General features: G+C 38.6%; 16 protein-coding genes. 2 read left to right on the top strand and 14 right to left on the bottom strand.

The features are described 5' to 3' along the window. Window positions 1-37: 37 nt before the first annotated feature. The 14 genes from AB4111_RS27860 to AB4111_RS27795 all read right to left on the bottom strand — a co-directional run bounded on the left by AB4111_RS27860 (window position 38) and on the right by AB4111_RS27795 (window position 18400). A complete protein-coding gene (locus tag AB4111_RS27860) occupies window positions 38-964 on the bottom strand; it encodes a metal-dependent hydrolase (RefSeq protein WP_442034317.1) in 927 nt (308 codons plus the stop codon). A 548-nt stretch (window positions 965-1512) separates the two neighbouring features. Continuing rightward, a complete protein-coding gene (locus tag AB4111_RS27855) occupies window positions 1513-2085 on the bottom strand; it encodes a zeta toxin family protein (RefSeq protein WP_442034315.1) in 573 nt (190 codons plus the stop codon). Continuing rightward, on the bottom strand, window positions 2078-2275 hold the full coding sequence (locus AB4111_RS27850) for a hypothetical protein (protein WP_442034313.1): 198 nt from the start codon (window positions 2273-2275) through the stop codon (window positions 2078-2080). Before AB4111_RS27850 ends, AB4111_RS27855 begins: the two co-directional genes overlap by 8 nt. A gap of 209 nt (window positions 2276-2484) precedes the next feature. Next, the gene (locus tag AB4111_RS27845) at window positions 2485-3657 is read right to left on the bottom strand and encodes a hypothetical protein (RefSeq protein WP_442034311.1); all 1173 of its coding nucleotides are present in this window, start codon (window positions 3655-3657) and stop codon (window positions 2485-2487) included. 704 nt (window positions 3658-4361) lie between these two features. Beyond that, complete coding sequence (locus AB4111_RS27840; protein WP_090780241.1) at window positions 4362-5561, bottom strand: hypothetical protein; 1200 nt, start codon at window positions 5559-5561, stop codon at window positions 4362-4364. Between the two features lie 250 nt (window positions 5562-5811). Further along, window positions 5812-6732 (bottom strand): bacteriophage abortive infection AbiH family protein, encoded by a 921-nt coding sequence (locus tag AB4111_RS27835; RefSeq protein WP_442034309.1) that lies wholly within the window; start codon window positions 6730-6732, stop codon window positions 5812-5814. An 84-nt stretch (window positions 6733-6816) separates the two neighbouring features. Further along, window positions 6817-7848: an NUDIX hydrolase gene (locus AB4111_RS27830; protein WP_442034307.1), complete on the bottom strand. Its 1032-nt coding sequence runs from the start codon at window positions 7846-7848 to the stop codon at window positions 6817-6819. A gap of 467 nt (window positions 7849-8315) precedes the next feature. Continuing rightward, window positions 8316-9092: a hypothetical protein gene (locus AB4111_RS27825; protein ID WP_442034305.1), complete on the bottom strand. Its 777-nt coding sequence runs from the start codon at window positions 9090-9092 to the stop codon at window positions 8316-8318. Window positions 9093-9293: 201 nt separating this feature from the next. Beyond that, a complete protein-coding gene (locus AB4111_RS27820) occupies window positions 9294-9515 on the bottom strand; it encodes a very short patch repair endonuclease (RefSeq protein ID WP_442034462.1) in 222 nt (73 codons plus the stop codon). Continuing rightward, on the bottom strand, window positions 9478-11169 hold the full coding sequence (locus AB4111_RS27815) for a DNA cytosine methyltransferase (protein ID WP_442034303.1): 1692 nt from the start codon (window positions 11167-11169) through the stop codon (window positions 9478-9480). The genes AB4111_RS27820 and AB4111_RS27815 overlap by 38 nt, the downstream gene beginning before the upstream one ends. 16 nt (window positions 11170-11185) lie before the next feature. Beyond that, the gene (locus tag AB4111_RS27810) at window positions 11186-13264 is read right to left on the bottom strand and encodes an AIPR family protein (protein ID WP_442034301.1); all 2079 of its coding nucleotides are present in this window, start codon (window positions 13262-13264) and stop codon (window positions 11186-11188) included. Window positions 13265-13283: 19 nt separating this feature from the next. After that, on the bottom strand, window positions 13284-14219 hold the full coding sequence (locus AB4111_RS27805) for a PD-(D/E)XK motif protein (RefSeq protein WP_442034299.1): 936 nt from the start codon (window positions 14217-14219) through the stop codon (window positions 13284-13286). Then, on the bottom strand, window positions 14209-16938 hold the full coding sequence (locus AB4111_RS27800; protein WP_442034297.1) for a Z1 domain-containing protein: 2730 nt from the start codon (window positions 16936-16938) through the stop codon (window positions 14209-14211). The genes AB4111_RS27805 and AB4111_RS27800 overlap by 11 nt, the downstream gene beginning before the upstream one ends. Before the next feature lies 1 nt (window position 16939). Continuing rightward, complete coding sequence (locus AB4111_RS27795; protein WP_442034295.1) at window positions 16940-18400, bottom strand: ATP-binding protein; 1461 nt, start codon at window positions 18398-18400, stop codon at window positions 16940-16942. A 345-nt stretch (window positions 18401-18745) separates the two neighbouring features. Here AB4111_RS27795 and AB4111_RS27790 point away from each other — a divergent pair, with 345 nt between their 5' ends. Together AB4111_RS27790 and AB4111_RS27785 are read left to right on the top strand one after the other, a co-directional pair. Beyond that, complete coding sequence (locus AB4111_RS27790) at window positions 18746-19171, top strand: hypothetical protein (protein ID WP_442034293.1); 426 nt, start codon at window positions 18746-18748, stop codon at window positions 19169-19171. Then, window positions 19168-19551 (top strand): hypothetical protein, encoded by a 384-nt coding sequence (locus AB4111_RS27785; RefSeq protein WP_442034291.1) that lies wholly within the window; start codon window positions 19168-19170, stop codon window positions 19549-19551. The genes AB4111_RS27790 and AB4111_RS27785 overlap by 4 nt, the downstream gene beginning before the upstream one ends. The last annotated feature ends 29 nt before the right edge of the window (window positions 19552-19580 follow it).

The raw sequence follows: 19580 nt of genomic DNA, 5'->3' as shown, positions 1-19580 counted from the left end.
AGAACGCTGGTTGGTGGTGGACAGAAGCCGTAGTAAACTATTGCGGTATAACTTCTTCCCACTGACCATTGGTGGTTTCTTTGTAGGTAAGAAGGTTTCCATTATACTTTCCTTCAATAAAGTTAGAACCCGCTTCTTTCCATTCCTTAGTAACAGATAGGACAACTTTAGAATCCTGTGAATTTATTAAAACGTATTTCCCTCTTGATAAATTAATCTCAAAGGCTACTGGATAAAAATCGTACCAGAATAGTTTGTCTGACTTCTCTCCCAGTATACCCGCATCACCACCTTTAGAGAAATGAGGACTGATGACTCGAAATCTGAACTCCAACCATTTTCTGGGATCTAAAGGGAATTCATAATGACTATCGGGCTCCACTATAATATATGACTTTTCAGGAACTGGATGTTGAACTTGAACTTTGTGCTCGATTATTTCTTTTGATATTATTCGAAAAACTAAATATACCAATATGAATAGTATCGAAGTAATTACAGGTAATTTAGGCTTGTTCCTCAAAAAAACACTCAATCCAAGACCAATAATTAACGGAAACCATATCCATGGATCTCCCAATGTAATGGCTTCCATAATATATGATTTATCGCTAAGGGGATAGAATGCTGGTAAATCGTGTCCCATATAGTCTAAAAATAAGTGTCCAAACAAGACAGACAAAATAGAAGATCCCCAGATTAATTTGAAACTTGTCTTTTTATAGAACAGTTTTGTCAAATATGCTATTCCTAAAGCTAAGATGGGCGCAAACAAAATAGAATGGGACAACGGAGCTACACTTCTGTCTCCAAAAATATCAGGAATTATCCCACACAGCGCACCCGAACATAGACATATCATAAGATTTTTCCATGTATCCCTTGGCAAAAAGCAGTATGCAATTACCGCCCCAAGAAGAGCATGTGATAGAACATGAAAAAACAAATATAAGTACGGATCCAAAATAACTACTCCTTTACTCTGTTAGCATCAAAAAATATGATATTTAATGTTAAAAATTATAAATTAGTTTTTCATATAAAATACCCTGAGAGTCGGACCTCTTCCAAAGGTCTGCGGGGAGTAGTCTCCGTTTGGATGTATCCACTCTACTCTCTTAGATCTAAATTCGCGTACCAAGTCAGCATAGTCTCCACACAAGTGGGATCCAAAAGCTATTAAAATCCCCATAACAATGGATGATCCGTATGTATTTTCTATTATCATAATTTGGTCTAGCTAAAGCAGGCTATAGATACCTATATACGTTTCAGAGCCTAAATGTATCTGATATACTTTCCGGGAGTTACTTCCGACCTACATATACCCCAATTTCCTCCATTTATATAATTTAGGATATTATATCATAAAATAAAAATCCACCAACCAGAACAATGGTTGGTAGATTTTGCTAACTTTAATGGAGTTGAGGGGGTATCGAACCTTTGACCCGAAGATAACGACACATAAGCTTCTACCAGTGTAATCACAGTTTTGAAGTCGCCCAAGTATCAGTAACCCGTAAGAACAGGATTAGCCCACGCAGGTATGGACTCAACACAATAGATCAAATCACTCTGCATGATTTCTGCAACAATTAAAGGCTCGTATGTATTATCAATGATGATAACCTGATCTGCGATGGCTAGAGCCGGTTTAAGGTTCTTCAATGACTCACCATATCGATAACGAATGTCTTCTTCTGCAATCCAATGTCCACCTTGTTCAACACGAGAGGCAACACGATCTATATGCATTTGAACATCCTCAAGACCGATATAGTATACGACAATTTCATAATTGTTTTCTTTTGCTATTTCCATATGTTTTAAAACAAATGATCCGGACAATGTCGTTTCAATAGCGAAGTTTACACCACTTTTAATGAGTGATCGGATTCTTTTTACAGCTTCCCTGCCAGCAGACAGATCAGCACTACGAGGATTCTCTGGCTTTAACTCTCTTGCAATCTGATCAGGATCAACCAGTTCACCAAGCCACTCTCTCATTTGCATGCTGAGTGTACTTTTCCCTGCTCCATTGGTTCCAGCAAACACAGTCATGACTGGTTTGGTTTCACTCATGATACTCAAACTCCTGCCGTTTCCCATAAGCATCAAAAATAATTTCGAATTTATTACCCTCAGCATCCTCACGAACGCGTTTGTTATTCTTTATATAGTAAATAGAGGCACCTGATTCTTTAGCTTGTTTCCGTGCATGTTGATTGGCTTTTTTTAAAATTTCTTGGAGCCGTTCTCGATTTTCAAACATCTTGAGTCCCCCAATCTAAATTTATACTTATTATATCATAAACTAAAAAACCACCAACCAGATTACTGGTTGATGGTATCTTGACTCTAATGGAGGCGAACCGTGGCTGTGCAAAACCACAATTCGCCGGAGTGTGATGTTGAGATTGTTTGGGGCGGTTGCATAGGATAATCGGCTATTTTGGCATAAATATGATTGCTGAATCGCATTTACCCTAAAAATGTTGAGTAGTAATTAACAATATGATCCGCTAACCAGGAATCATTGAACAGAAGAGATTCATCTATTTCTTTTTCGAATCCTTGTTCCTTACCCGGATTCAACTCAATGTATACATCCCTACAATCTAAATATCTCTCACCAATTGAAGGATCAAAATCCCGATGAAAAATAATTGGAGTAGAACTCTTTTGAATTCTACCTCTCCCCGGTACTTCAACAAACTCAATTTTCTTTACACTTCGGTATACATTATAAATGTCATCTTCTTCATGGTATGTAACCCACTGGTGAAAGAGAAAGACGTGATCCCTTTCCGATAGGGTCTCTGTTATATCGAAAGCCGGCAAAGTCTTACCTTCAGGGTCAAAAATTTCGTAATTTTCAACATTATCGGAAGTGTTAAAATTATAAACTTTGTGTTCCACACCTTCAGATAGGTCCCGAAGGACAAGGGTATCATCTGTATTCCGTATAAACTGATAGCGAAATTTCCTCGGAGGTCCGTCTGTATCATAATGAGTCCCCTTAACTTCCTCTCCCCGAATCATAAAGTGCCCACCAACAAGACTAGATAAGCACATATAGGGGGATATCCCAAGTTTTCCATATGACCCCGTGCCTGCATCTCGCATGCTATCCGTAATCTCCCTCCTCACACTGTCAGCAATGCTGTAGTAATCCATCCCGATGTCCTTGACAGTGTGACGAACAGCATTTTCGATTCGAGCTTGAATACGATATAAATGTCCTCCTGAACCTATAACAACTCCGCTGTTAGGAGGGATATCTCCCCATAAAGCCGCTCCACCGGGGATCAAATCCACTTGAAACATGCGATTATCCTTACCCTCTATAATGAATCCTAGTGCACGAGCTCTGCTTCTCCCCAGACCAGTATATGCACCAAATTTCAACTCCTCCCTAAACGGCCCGTCGGGATCATCTATATTTCTTAGAGTGATCTCACTCAATCTCTTTTCGATCTTTGGAAGGACAGACTTCCAAAATCCCACATCGCCTGAAAGGAAAAGCCCTAATCTCTTATCGTAATCTATAAACTTCAACATAACATCATACTGTGTCCCATCTCTAAGAGTGGTTCTAAAATCAGATACGAAAATAGCAGAGTCATCAAAACGATACATGGCTATAACTGTCACTGAAAAATGCCCCTTTTCATCATTCCAAAGTATTTGAAATGAGGTTGATTTCACATCGATAGTATTATAATGGACACAAAACTATATTGAACCCCTGTCCTGGATTAACCGTTGTGGTTTTGTATGGACAAGGGTTCGATTTTCCGAACCGTGGCTGTTCAAAACCACAATTCGCCGCTACGTGATGCTCAGAATGTTCTGGGAATTATCTTAGGTTTAGCATATTTCACTTTGATGGACACTCCGAATTTGGACAATAAATCTCAGTTTCATATTCAGTCTTTGAACGTATTACTTTTTTATGCGATAACTCAACTTTATATCTTTCTATCATCCCTTGTCCACATGCACATTTTGAACTTGAAATAAGTTCTGTACTATCAATTTCCCAACTGCTCCCCATTTTTATCACTCCTATTTATAAATTATGATACTTTTGTATACTCCTTTAGAACCTATATTGATCAACTCACCTCATGGTTACTGCAGAATTATCAAAATGCGATCAATGTGAGCCATTGCTTTAATTGACCAATGATTCCTCCAAACAAGAATTCAAATCCTCAAAGTGGGCCCTGTCCATATAGTTATGGCTTTATAAGGACAAGGGCTCATTTTTCCGATTAATAAATCCACAATTTTCTATTTTGTGATACTACGGTTGTTTGGTGAGGTTGCTTGAGACTTGGAATGGTGTAGTGCTGCTAAAATAATTTATCCATAGGAAAGTCCTTAGAATAATAATCTTGATGAATTACTAAGTGATCATCAGGTATACCAAATTCGAATGAGAATTTTTCCTTTATTCTGTGCGGATTGGGATCAACAATCGTAATTCGAGGTACAGTTTTCCTTTTCATAAAAGCATTTTTAAACAAATGGTTGCTTTGAATATCCGTCACTGGAAAGGAATATCCAATAATAATAATCTCACTCGCTTCAGTCAAGCAAAGTTCTGCTTCTCTCCATAACTCCTTAAACAAGTCGCCATACATGTCGTAGGTTTTATGCTTAACAGGTGGGATAATTAAAGGCATTGAAGTAAGTCCAGACTTCCCAGCAGTGCCTTCAGGCATATGAGGAAATCTTGGGGTTAATCTAACGAACACTTGATCTTCTGGAGCTGGCTTTCCTGGGTCCGGTATATTCGGTGGGTAATATCCATAGGAGTACGGTTCGTAATTACTCATATATCTACCATTATGTGTATCGTAAGGATCAATAGTAGATTCAAAAATATAAAAAGTTTCAGGGCCAGCTGACTGAGTCATTGTTATCTTCTCATTTTCAATTGTAGTTGCACTACTTAGCCAGTTGGTAGAACCGTGTAGCTTAATAAGCTTAGGATAGTCAGTTTTTTGTGGGATTGAAGCAGGTTCCCATGCATTTCTATAGATCATTTTAGGCGTTACAAAATACCCAGCATCCGGAGTCCATTCCGTAGTTTCTGCTAATGCTCGATCCATAAGCGTATCCCAATTGAAAGTAACAATAACATCATCCTTTTTCAAAAGCTTAGCTAAATTTATGTGTGGTTCAGACACAGGCCCATTTTGTATTTCATTAATAACAGAAGTAAATAGAAACACCAATTGATTATAAGACTTAAAGGATTCCCTAAGACTGACAAAGTCTTGTGAATCATTAAAAGCATGAAGTAACTTTTCCTCAATCTCAGAATGTAAAACTTCAATGTCTGTACTATAATTCACAAAATCTTCTGGTTTCATCTTGTGGTGTTGGTTCAAGTAATTAATAATCTCTCCTACCAAAACCCATGGATTTTGACTTATTTCTAACTTGTTGTAAGTTTTAAAAAAATCAATTGCAACGGGCATTCTAATCTTTGTTGGGGAACCATCATAAGCTTTTGATGCGCCAGCTCCCAGAATGATAGCTTTCATTCTTCCAATTCTCCTTTGGTCTAGTTTTAGCTCTAAGATACGAATATGCTACTCTCACTCCAATGCTATTTTCACCCAATCTGATTGGAAGCATGATGAAACCATGTCCAACAATACTGGTCCTGGTTTAAATGAACAAGGGTTGGATTTACAGAGCCATGGCTCTGTAAATCCATAATTCGCCGCCGCGTGATGCTGAGGGTTTTTGAGAAGATGGATTAATAAACATCTTCCATTGATGTGTTAACCTCTAGGAAACATGATAAGTATCAAACACACCATTAAACCCACAAGATTTAATAATACTTTCGTATTGCTTACGTAGTGCAATATCATCAAAGTCATTTAGATACCAAGTAACGTTTGCATTCGATAACCTGCGACAAATCTCCGTTATGTATATTTTATCAACCTCCGAGAAAGAAAATCCGAAAGAATATACTCTATCAACAGATATTGTTCCAATACTATTAAAGAAATCCTGGTTCCCTTTAATAGCTTCGGTTGTGTTCTTTCTTAATTTTTCTAGCATATCCTGTAGTGCATTCTCAGAACCAACATGGCGACCCATATATTCTTCTGTATAATCAGTATCGTTTCCATGCCCGAACAATAATTTGCCCCCTTGCTTCCCGTGAATGTGACAAACATTCTTCGCTTCGTATAGCGCCTCTAAAGTAGCAGTGTAATTGAAAGTTAGGAAAAGATCTTTACTATTATCAATCAGCTTTTCAAAATCACCCTTGGGAGATACTTCATCAATATCAATTGTATTAATCCATTCAGCAAAATAATCGGTAATCTCCAATACTGCTCCAACGAGATTGTTTGATAGGTCTTCATTTCTGTAAACTGTGTGCCACTCGTTATCATCATCGTCGTCATAGTTATCGAGGTATTCATTTAAATCTAAATAACCAAGTGATGTTTCGAGATCGGACCATTTTTCACCTTCCGGCTCGGCATTGGTAACGACCTCTATCAAGAAACCTACTACATCAATATCACCATAACTCATATCACCATCGGGCATCATTTGAGCTTCGGGTACACATCCATCGAATAAAGCATCAGGATACTCCTCCTTAAGATATTGATGGAAGTCTTCATAAGATGTTTGCATACCATGAGCTAAATCAAATCCATTACCAATAATATATAAATTCGCCATTTGAATCACCCCTTTACCCAATTATACAAAACACAATTAACTAAGTCAATATAACTTAGTTAATTGTGTTTTGTATAATCCAATTTAAAATGAGTTGTAAATGGATAGACTGAGTTCGAGTTCCTCGTCTCTAAATTGATAGAGTTGCGTTTTGGGTCCGGCATACCTTTGTTCCTTCTTATTAAGAACCTCTAAAAGACCCTGTCTTCCCTTAGTTGAAAGAAGTTTTTTGGAGAAGTTTGTTTCGTCAACCTGAAATTCAGGCACAGTATCCCTCAATAGTCGATGTAACTCTCGGAGAGTAAATCCTGTTTCATCTAAAAAATGCCTTGCTATTGTCTTTGTTAATAATTCAGTATGCATTCGTTTAATAGCGCAACGGAGTATATCCTCATGGTCAAATGCTAATCCTAATTCAAGTGCTTCATCTAAGGTAAAAAGTTTTGCTTCCATAGCATCTGTACTCGCTTCTAGATCCTTAAATACTACCTCCCTAAACACATCAGTCCCGTTTTGAACAGTTACAAAAACTTCTGGTCTTACTAATGCAAAATATGCAACAGATGGTATCCATCCCCTTGGGTCTCTACCTTCGTAGTAGAATGTCTTTAGCTGATCGAGTTTAAAGTCCTTGACAATACCGGTCTCCTCTTTTAACTCCCTTTCTGCCGCTGCATCTAAAGTTTCATCTACCTTAGAAAATCCTCCCGGTAATGCCCACCTTCCCTCGTATGTTTCTTCCTTCCGACGAATTAGCAAAATATACGGCTTGAAAGTCGGCATATGTGGGCGTTTTTTGTGCTCAAACATAGGAATTACCGTAAAAACACAAATATCTACCGGTAACCCATCAGGTGTCTGAAAAGCCTCAACAGATTCTCCAGCTCCTGGCAATAAACGTATTTCACCATTGGAGTAGTGGGCGTAAACTGAAATGTTATTCTGAGATCCAACAACTAATTCACTAACAACACAAGAAGTTTCATCAGAGTTCAATCTCTTATAAAACTGTCCATTTAGGTGAACCTCATATGCTAAAGCTTGTGGATCAGCTAAATCAGTCCAATTTACTCGTATGGGCTTTGTTAAAAGTTGCTCTATATTCAGCTTACTCAACAATCTACACCCCTTCATATTATAAAGTTATTTTAACTAAGTTATTATATCATATAATTAGAAACACTGTTCTCCCAAAATGACTACCGGACTTTCTAAACCAGCAACTCAAATCGACTGCCCATCCATTTTCTTGTCATCTCAGTAATCAATCTAAAGCCATAAGAAATGTGCCCACCATCTTCAATAACAGGCAAAGCTACTGGAGTACAAGAAAAGTACCGCCAAAAGCGTCACCTAGACACAATTGGCGGTACCTCTAAAAAATGTTTTAACCACAAGCCGACTGAAACCTTGCCCAACATTAACAATGGTGTTTTTGCATGGACAAAGGTTCCGATAAACGAACCCTGGCTGTTCAAAACCACAATCTTAATACGATTGTTCGGCGAGATTGCTTAGGATGAAGATTAAGCTAAGGTCATCCTTATCGGTTATATGGTAAACTAAAATGAATCAGGAGGGGCTCAATAAATCCCCTCCTGATCCAAGTCAAATACCACTGTAGCATACAAGAATTCATTTACTACCATTTTAACTATTATTTCATCACCAAATCTATAGCAAGTATAAGAATACTTACAATCCTGCACGTCAACCCAATCCAACAAAATTAAAGGAGCTACAAGGAAATCTCTAGCGTTTTCCATACTCTGTAACGTGTATTCTACAATTAATATTCTCTCATATACTCTGCTCCCCATTTCAGGCAAAGGTTCTTCTGAAATATTGAAGGGAAGAGTGAATTCTTCTATTTCCTCAAATGACATATCACTTGCAAAAGAATAGTTTATTGTTCCTTCCTCAATACAATAACCCTCAGAAATTTCAAAGACAGAATGACCTACTGCCAATTTAAACAGCATTCTTTGAATTCTGTCATCAAAATAACTAACATCGTTGTTCTGTAATATGTTTTCAATATCACTCACTATCTTTTTATTGTAATTTATTCTGCTTTCAACTTCCGAAGAATATTCGTAGTTTGGATAAAAGTATCTGCTCTTAAGCTTCTCAATTAAAATAGATAAAAAGATTTCATCACTCGAGAATGACTTGTTGCACTTGCTACAAGCAGGAACAATGCCAAGGTTATCAGGAAATGGTCTAGTTAAAAATACTTTGGAAGGTACATGCTCTCTCGAATCAGCAATTTCTCCACAATAAATACAGTCTGAGTTATTCTTATCATAAACGATTTTATGACGCAATCTATTGTCACCCAAAAAATCTACAAATTCCAACTCAATCCCCCCAATAGAATGGACCGTAAAAGTTTCCATACGTGACTAAGAGATAATTTGCTCAATCAACTCAAGACACCTATACTCCGAATCCTGCTTCAATTCGCATTCCCAAATCACAATAACTCTCCAGCCCATATCCCGAAGTAACTGTTGTTTATCTTGATCTCTTAATATGTTGACTTCTATTTTTTTAATCCATTAATCTGTATTTGATTTAGGTATACGGTAATACTTGCAACCTTCATGGCCATGCCAGAAACATCCATGTATAAAGATAACTGCCTTATACTTTAGCGAAATAAGATCGAGCTTTCCCGGCAGTTTCTTATCATGCAGTCTATAGCGGAAACCTTTGTTGTGCAGATACCTCCTGACAATCATTTCAGGAGCAGTGTTCTTCGACTTTATTTTGGAAATCATCTTGCTGCGTTCTTCTGTTATCAGTGTGTCCACCATCAGCAAGTCCTCCCTGCATGTTGGATAGTCTACTACACAAATCCAGCATTTCTGCAAGTTTAGCAGCAATAGCCCTTCCCATGAATGGCGGTACTGCATTGCCAACTTGCTGGTATTGCGAATCTTTGGTCCCTACAAATACATAGTCATCGGGAAAGGATTGCAGTCTGGCTGCTTCTCGTATACTTATTGCCCTTGGAATTGTTGGGTGAATCCACATTGATTTGCGTACATTTGTAACTGTTCCAGAAGGCTTGCCATATTCAAGTCTTAAATAGATTGAATTCTGTGTTCTTTCTGGTCGAGTATACGTATTCTCGATTAAACTGCGATCTAGATCATGGAAGTTCTGCCCTTGACCCAAAGCTTCAAAACGTTTTTTGGCAGTCTCTCTTGTTTCCGTGGCCACGTGATTGCTTAGTATGGCTGAATTGCGTAGTTGCCGCGTAAGCTCCGTTGTTTGAAAGTCATTATCTAGTGGGATGGGATCATCCTCTGTATTAAAAACTGGATATATTTGCTCCAAATCCTGAATCGCATCAAATACAGTAAAATATTCTGCTTCTTTATACACTTTTACAGGTAATTCCGGTTGGAGATGTAAATCTTTTCTCAACCCAATAGCAATATATCTTTCACGAAGCTGCGGCACCCCAAACCATGCAGCATTAAGCACACCATCATCTATTTGATACAGCTGTCCCAGCCTTTTTCCAATATAATCAATAACCGAGTATGAATTAGCATCTACGTACACGCCTCTTTGATCTACCTTTAAGTTTTGTACAGCAATATTATTATCCAATAGTTCTTTTACATGCATCATCAGACGTTGAACATTAAGATATGCCAGCATTTCATTCTCCGCTTCTTCAAATGAAATTTCCTCTCCAGCATATCGAATAAATGCATTAAGCGAAGCTTGCTCAAAATTAACATAATGTCTCGAAATAGCTGGGATTCTTCGAGGCAGTACTGAAATATGCTTTATACATAGTTTTCCTTTGCTGAGAGCCTTCTCTCTTGTTTCTTCCTTCCTAGAGTTTTTATGCAGCATTCTTAATGCATAAAATACCTTGTCAGGCAGAATGAGTTCATTTAAAATAGCTGGATCAAACAAATACTCATAGATATCACCCACAGGACACTCGGTATCTAAAAGACAAATCGTTTCGTTGCGGGTTACTATTCCCAGTTGTTCAAATTCAATCCCATCATTATGTGTACAATAAAAACGGTGAGTATCTGACTTAAGCATCCGAACATTCTCCATCACAAAAGCTTTCGGTTTCAGGTTGAGAATCACTTCAACATACTTCTTAACCAGACTATTATTTTGGCTAATAATATGATTTCGTTGACGATTTGCATTTGAAAACCCTTGGCAAGGAGGACCTCCAACAATTACATCAAATTCTCCATATGAACGCTTGAAAGAATCGTAGTCAGTTATATCCAAGATATCACTTAATACTTCTGTATTGTCATGATTGCGTTCATATGTTGCTTTTGCATGGTTATTTTTCTCAACCGCAACAGCAATATCAAATCTTTCTGTCTGCGTAAAACCCAAACTCATGCCGCCCGCACCTGCAAATAAATCTAATAGTCTATACACGTTGTTCCACCTCTTTTCAAGCGTCCTTCCAACCCTCAACAATAACCCTTTCAAGCAAAGAAAGCAACTTCTGGCTATGTATTGAGTTTGGCAGCTTCACGGGCATATTGCAAGCTATTTTTAAAGCATCTGCCTCTGTGTGATAAGGTATTTGCTTTTCAAGAATAAACAAGTGCATTTTTTTCCAATAGTCTGCTCCGTAATTTACCACCCTTGTCTGTGCCTCAATACCGCTAACAATTTTCTGATCTTTGCGGGCCCTGCGAACTTCTGTCTTTTCATCTCCTGAAGCAATGAGCACCGATTCTAGTTCTGCATCAAGAACAATGTTCAAACTTTTCACCTTATTCCAACAAGCTTCTCTTTTACACCACTGTGTCACATTAGCAACAGCTCGTGAGGAATCAGTTATGGAGTCTAGAACTGCTTTGGCTAGCTTATTTAATTGGCTTGTAAGAACACTTGGCACATCTTGTTTATTCCAAATAATCTGTAAATCCAAGACGTAGGCCGAGTATTGAGTTTTAAGCAAATGTACCAGCAAAGCAATTGAGTAAGTTACAATGTTGGCACGATAACCATGCTCGTACCATGACTGATGAGTAACCAGCTTCTCAACGTGTTTGAATAGAACGTAGAGAGCAATCGACTCTTGAAAAAACTTTTCATTGAAAGAATCCTCTGATAGCTGCCATTCATCATCAATCCATTCTGCGAACTCTCTAAAATTAGACTGAGCCCCTTTGCTGACAACATGAGGCAACCCTCGCCAAGTATTGCGAGCTTTTGCCAGATCCGTCTTAGTAATAAGTTGGTGCTTAGGGTTTTGCGTAAGGAACCGGTTGCGTTCAGACTTAGTCATACGCATTTGAGTTTGGAGATGTTGTCCTCTAGCCCGTTCATAAAACCACCGAGTATCGTGTTGATCCCCCCCCATTGCTGGAGCAAACATTCTGCGTGAGATTTGTTCCATGCGTACATGGAAGGGATGCGTTGAAAAGAAGTCTGCATCGCTAACTTTATTTTGGCTATTTGACGACTTTGAAATTTTCTGCATTAGATTATGCGTTTCATCAGGCTCAGCATTGAGTTCGGTCAGTTTCATTTGTACACTAATTCCATCAAGATTAGCCTTATCTTTATATCGTGCGCTTGATAGCGAGGCTGTTGTTTGCCCTCCATTAATAATCTGAAAATCTCTAACGTAAGTAATAAATTTCCCCTCGGGTTTTTCTTCTACTACTACATCCACTGCAGTAGCTGCAATTCCATTATTGAACGCAAAAAACATTTTGGGGGAAGTAAGAATTGTCTCTCGTATCTTTTTGTTTACTGCTACTTTTGTGCTTAAAAATGACCGCACATTTCCCTCAAGTAATTGCGAGCCAAAATGATCATACATATCGGCTACCACTGTACCGGGAATTACACACAAAAAAGAACGATAGGAATTATCTCCAAAATTGCCCGCATCAAGACAAGGGATCCCGTTAGCTGAGTACTGCGTAAAATTAATTTCAACGCTTTCTCGGCCAGCCTCCGCCAAAAACATCTTATAAAGACGCTCAACATCCCAGATCTGAAATTCTACGCCTACTCCCTCGAAATCTTTGACCGGGAAGCTTTCAATTCGACCACTCATCAATCCATCAGTAAACAGCAGAACACGATATTTCCGAATTCGTTCCTTATTAGTTCTCAATGTATCAACTAAATCTGCTGCTGAACTGCTTATCTCTATTTTGTCATGCAATTTATTTTTGAAAGTTTCTTCAACGAACCGAAGAGGCCACTGAAATATTTGCTCTGCTTCAGACCGAATGAGCGTCCTCTCAGCATCATCTCCGAGATAGTCTGCCACAATAAGGTTCATAGTATTATCAAACTCGTCCATTGCGTATCCGTCAATTCTCAACTTTCGGTTCCGCATTCCTGAGCCAAGATAGAATGAAGCTTCAAAATCCGGAAGTACTTCAGCATTTACAAGATAGTTTGAAACAATCCCTACAAAAGCAGCACTTGAACCCCCGCCATAGGCTGCAGCAGTTGAACGGACATCCTCGAGAAACTCTTTTCTAAAATCCTGCAGATCCATATGGCACCTCCAAGTTTAATCAATGAATTCTCCAATTCTCAATAGCTGGTATACTAATATTATAGCTTGCTGATACAATTTGATGTGGAACATTGCTGTTAATTAGTTTAGGAAAACTGCCATCTACTCTGTAGCTCTGATTTCCGCCAAGTCTATACCAGAATTCTTTATATTCTAATGAATCTATGAATCCATTTTTCAATAACTTGTCGTTGAATAAATCGAAAGTTACTGGATTGCCTTTTAAGATTCCTCGTATATCATCCGCTTTGCTCAATAAAGTAAAAGAATTAGAAGAGTTAGGAGCAGTTTTATCAATAAAATATATTATAAGCTCTCCAGGGCTCAATACTTTTAATTGTTCCAGTGAAGAAATAGATATAGTTTTTGACCCAATTCCAGTTGCCTTGACTTCATGCCAGGTAGTTGAAAAAACGAAATCCTGATCTGCTCCTTCAGGCCCCATCCAGCTCTCAACTGCTTCATGCATAGGAATTCCATTCAAAATGCATTTTTGCAAGTGAATTAATTCCCCCAAAAGCCCTTTTCTTTCTGAATCACTCAATAACCCTTTGCTCTGCTGCTCCATTAATTTTGACCATTGCATATACCGTTTTGCAACAAATTCAATTCCTAGCACTGAGTCGCATTGGTTCCTTGACGATTCAATCAAATCGCAACATAATCGAATGAACACTTCTTCATTTTCTTGACGAACTAAACGAAATGTCATTGTCCATTTCCCATCGCCGCGGCGTCCAACTGAAGATATAATTGATTTGGATGATGGCAAAACTTCTGGCTCATAGCTACAAATTATTAAAAGAGATTTCTGATTAATGTCTTCATAGCCGATGTGCCAATCCAGGGTATGACTGCCATCTATCCTTACATATGACTTAGTGTATTGAACAATGCTATTCCATTTATCAAGAAGTTGTTCATTAGTCAACATCGTTATCATCCTCATCATCGACGTCCATCCAGTTGCTTAAATCCACCATATTCACAACGTAATTTGCTGTTTTAATATAACCGTTCCCGGGAAACCCAACCCCAATGGCATACAATGTGTCAGGGATCTTAGGATTGATTGGAGCATCCTTCTTCCCAGTACTTTTCAATACATGTAGCATTAATATAGGTTTCCGATCCCCTATAAGATATGCACTATCAGGAATATTATTTGTTTTACCTGGGTTAAGTTTTCTAAATCTCTCCTCAGCTTCCTTGATCTCACCTTTATTAAGCCCTGCCTTTGTACAACCTCCAGATCCTACTCTAACTTTAGTCCCCATAACCTTAATCATTCCATTTACTTCCTCAACATAGCGTTTTTCTCTTTTGATTTTAATGATTCCATTAGCACCTTCAAGTTCGAAATCATCTGAATCAGAGCCGAAAGGAATGAACACATCCCATTCAGTAAGTCCTGAACTCTTTTCAACATACTCAGCTAGAGCCTTACCTTGAAATGACATATGCCAAGGATGAGTCTCAAAGCTGTATAACAATTCTACAATAAGGTCTTTGTGAATGCCGCTCCACATGATCCCAGATTGCTCTACGTCACGTCTTGAGCCTGCTGTGTCCAAACTTGCCACAAACAACTTAAAAGCACGCTCGTTCGCTACAAGAACATCTGGCTTGGATTTTAATCGTGGTGTCTCTAACAATTTCCCGGTTACTGAAATTGGTCTGCTTACCTGCGTCGCAGTCCTCATCTTATTTCTAGCTGTAACAATAAGTGAGTTAGGATCCTGCCTTACTTTGAGGCCAAAGTCTCTTGGTGTAAGATTATACTTGTTCATTCTGCTGATTTCATCTTTCAACTCGTTGGAAGCTGAAGTAATATGTCCATACCAATCAATTACATCGGGCGACATCCACACTTTGAACAAATCGCTATAATTAGGACGATAACCAAACCATCGTGCCATTTGCAAAAGAGTATCGTACATTTGAGAATTGCGGTAAAAATAACTAGTACACAATCCTTCAAGTGTCAGACCGCGTGACAGACTGTTGCCTCCAATTGCAATCACTCGCAATCCGTTCTCCTCATAGGTATCATAATTTAAACTGGCTGCCCCTGTTTTTTGATTGACCGCCCGAACCTCTACTGGGGCAATTGCTTTATACAAATACACGACGAGAAGCTCTTCCCATGAAACCCCAGATTTCTCTTCCAAATGATGCTTGTCCCAGATTTGCTTCATCATCCGCAATGACTTTATCTTCATAGTCTGTGCCTCATCAAGGGCGCCATAATTATGCACATCAGATTTGACTTGCTCCAACCAAACTATTATGTTCTCACGTATTCTCACTTGGACATCAGTAAACCGACTTACATTTATAAGCATGGAACGATGATCTCTACTATCGCCACGAACATCTCTTATCGCATTCACCAACAAAAAGTAGCCCATTGCTTCGTATAAGCTTGGGGGCAATTCGTCAACAACAAGATCCTTTTTATGCTTAAACGGAAAGAACATATCGATTTCCCTATTATCTATTTCTTCTATATTCTCTTCATAACTCGCTCTATCTCCGAACATAGCATTGGCACCAATGTAATTTGTTGGAGGAGATAGCAAGTAAATAAAATCTTTTGGAAACAACTGATCCCCTATCATTTCATCATCGGTTTCGGGATTTATAAAAATGTTGGCAAACGGCGTAGCCGTCACACCTACATATGTAGCTTGATAAAAGCGATTTAATATCGAACGTATTGCCGCATTAATCGCTGTGGGATCTTCCTCTTCTTTTTTTGTGTTTACCGATGCATTATCAGCTTCATCATCGATAAGAAGCAGAGGCAAGTCTATTTTCCCAGAATTGTCTGCATTGTTGTTAAGCAGCCAACTTTCCAGGTTTTTAAGCACTGACTTATTTTTCTTCACAACAAATAAGGCAGGCTCGCTTATATTTCTCAAGGTTAGATCATTGCTGTTCAGAATGCTGGTATTGAAATCATAAAGCACTGATGTAAAGGCAGATATTCTTTTGGATGAATCAATTTTTCCTACACCATCAAAAACATTTCTTACTTCTTGTTTCCCCTTTAAACGCAATAGGTCTTTACTCAATCTGCCTGCAAACTCTTTATCTAGCCGTTTCTGAGTTTGCATACGAAGATTTTCCATCATACCGGCTAAAACAATAATCACTTTATATCCGGCATCTGCAGCCTTATTGCAAATAGCAGTATAGTTAACGGTTTTCCCCGATTGAACGTCTCCCAGTACCAATCCCCTTCTCTGCCAGGGCTTATCATTTTGAGGATCGCCAAACAAATCCACAATATCGTTAGATACTATCTCAAGGTTGGCTGTTACTCTGGTGTTCCATCCCTTCACCTCTTCTAAGTAACGTCTAAAACGTTTCCAGTAGTAAAAGTCTATTTCTGCCCTTCGACCGGGAAGCCATGATTGATGATCACTACTTTTATTTGAGATGTAAACTCCTACATCCATTGTTATGACCAAGGCTGATTTTAAATTTCGTACAATCTGATTAAACTCTTCATTCGCTACAGGAAAAGCTTCCCTCAATGCCGTTGCCTCTGTAATAAATTCTTCCTCAGTTGGAGGAACATCAGGGTATTTAGTATTAATTGCAACCGATATAAATTTCTCTAGCATTTGGGCGGATTGACTTAACATTTTATTCAACCTCCTGAACCAATTCTATTAATAATTGAGGGTATTGATTAAAAGGCTCTGTACCAGCCAGCCTATCAAGTATTTCTTCCCGTTCTTGCTTACTTCTACATACAGATAGAATCTGTTCCAAAAGCACCGATAAATCAGCTTTGGATATTTCATTCTCATTTAAAATCCGTTGATCATTAGTCAGATCAATGTACAGTTGGTTTAAAGGTAGGCCTTTCTCAATTTGAATCAGCAGCTTTTCCAACAATCGGCTTTCTAAACTAGTGCTTGAATTCAGGACTTCAATTAGAGGGTAATCTCGATTAATATTATAAATAACTCCTCCTTCTCGAGTTTTCACTCTATACCATATATGAATTTGAGAGTCGTCGGTTTCCTTTTTTCCTCTATAGGTCCAAGTCCTTGCACTGCTTTCAGATATTTTCCCAATAATTCTGGCCAAATTTTTACGCACAATCTCTGGAGGTACCGCAACTGATTTTTTAATATCCAGCGTCCACAAGTAATCAAGAGAGTTAGGAATGTCAACACGGACACGGGAAAGCTTTGTTAGATCTCCTTGACGCATCAAACGAAACCACGTACCCCAAACAAGCAACCTTTTATTGCGATACACATAAAACCCTTGCAATCTTCTAAGACCATCTTTTCCTCCAAGCATGTTCAACTCCATTTCTGAGAGTTGAGAAATATGAGGCAAGTTATATGGCCTCACCATAACTTTATGTCCTTCAATTAAAATACTCTCGTCATCCATAACTTGTGTACTTCTATCTGCTAAAAAAGGATCTATCGGTTCAATCTTTACCTTATTAATCCAGATTTCAACCTTTTTGATTCCGGGCTCTCTCCCGGCAAGATACCGATGAAATACAAGGGATAAGTGCCCCCGAACCTGATCCATGTATTTCCCCATTGATTTATCGAAGTTGATCTCTGCCACGCTTAGTCGGTCTAATACTTGCCAGACTACCAAGGTCCCTGACTCATTCTCTTTCAACGCTTCAACATGCGGAATATCTGTTATGTCCTCTAATCCAAAGACTTTCAGTGACCAGTCATTTGTTGATTGAATAAAATCTAAATCCCACTGTGCCCCGGTAATCTGACTTTCCTTTTTACTGATAACAGTTAGCCTTCTGCATTGAGACATGGATGCAGTTTTCAATCCTAGTCCAAATCTCCCCAAGTCACCTGTTGACCGATCATCCAGTGGATTTTTGCTGCCATACCTCATGGCATTCTTTAATTCCTCTTTATTCATTCCTTTACCATTATCAAGTATTGCAATATAAGGATCTTCAACAGGGAAGAACATAATGTCTATTTGTGTGGCATTTGCAGTAATGCTATTATCAATAATGTCAGATACCGCAGTTTCTACTGAATAACCAATTGCTCGGGTTGCCTCCATAAGAACTGGTGCATATGGCGGTGTAGAAATGACCTCCATAAGTTGCTTCCCCCTTTCATAAACGCAGTCATCAACTTGCTGTATACTCTAATAGTTCGACAGGATTTCCCATATTCCTGTTCTATCTAATACATCACTACTGTTTTAATGTTTGCTTCTATTGATATGGATCAAGTCTTATTGATTTAAATTTGCTACCCCTTCTTGTTTTTTCAGAGATACAGATTTTAATTCGTTCCGCAATTAAATCTAATATTCCAATTCAAAGATGATGTTTAACATAGAATAAGATATGAAAACTTCAACAATAATCATTAATTATTAGTAATAAAATATTTTTCGTTCATATATCATATCTTCGAATACATTTTATGGAGGTATACTATGAGCGAACATCACAATCTTCTATTATCACTACTCCATTCAACCCTCAACCCCGAAGGAGACATTCACTTCTTGGCAATTGCAGAAAAAGAAATGCAAGTCTACGAAAAAGAGCGGCCCGTGCATCAAGTGCGGGTCGCTCTTACATTTCAAGAAGGAGATACAGTAAACCCTTATTATGACGGTACAGACCTGTTTGTAACAATAGGTGAGGACAGCATCGAATTCACTCTGGAAAAAGAATGGGCTGATAACCCCCCAGCCATTGAAGGAAGTCCCATTGAGTTCGCGCTGGGCTGGGTAGCGGAACTGGCTGAACCATTCTATGTTTCACCCGAAGCTCTTGCAGCAGCCGAAGCTAACAGCCATCCACGCTATAGTAATAACCCACAAGGTCACAATCATCAGGAGGAATCAGAAAAATGATCGACCTGACATCTGATATGCAGTTCGCCACCTTAATCCAAACCAACGCACTTCCTACAGACTGCCTTACTTTCATCCGCGATTATATGCAACAACTTCGCAATGCACATGAAGGAGAAGCCTTCCCTCCACCCGGTCAATGGTACTTCATCCTGGAAACTTTCGATCAGCTTACTCCCATTCAACACGATGGAACTGCCTTCTCCTGTTCGGCGGGTACGTATTACCCTGAATACATCGAACAATACACTTTTAATGAGGAATACGCTTTGTATAAAATCCACGTCATGCTAGACAATGAGTGCAGCATGACGTTTTTTACGTTACAAGGTATTCATTCAACAGAGACCGAGCAATGGCTCCTTGCCAACGCCAACTAAGCCTAATCTACCAATAAAAGGAGCATCCT

The sequence above is a fragment of the Paenibacillus sp. 2KB_22 genome, assembly GCF_052115745.1.
Taxonomy (GTDB): Bacteria; Bacillota; Bacilli; order Paenibacillales; family Paenibacillaceae; genus Paenibacillus.
Note: the sequence above shows the minus strand (reverse complement) of the source record. Positions and strands in the feature narration are given on the sequence as shown.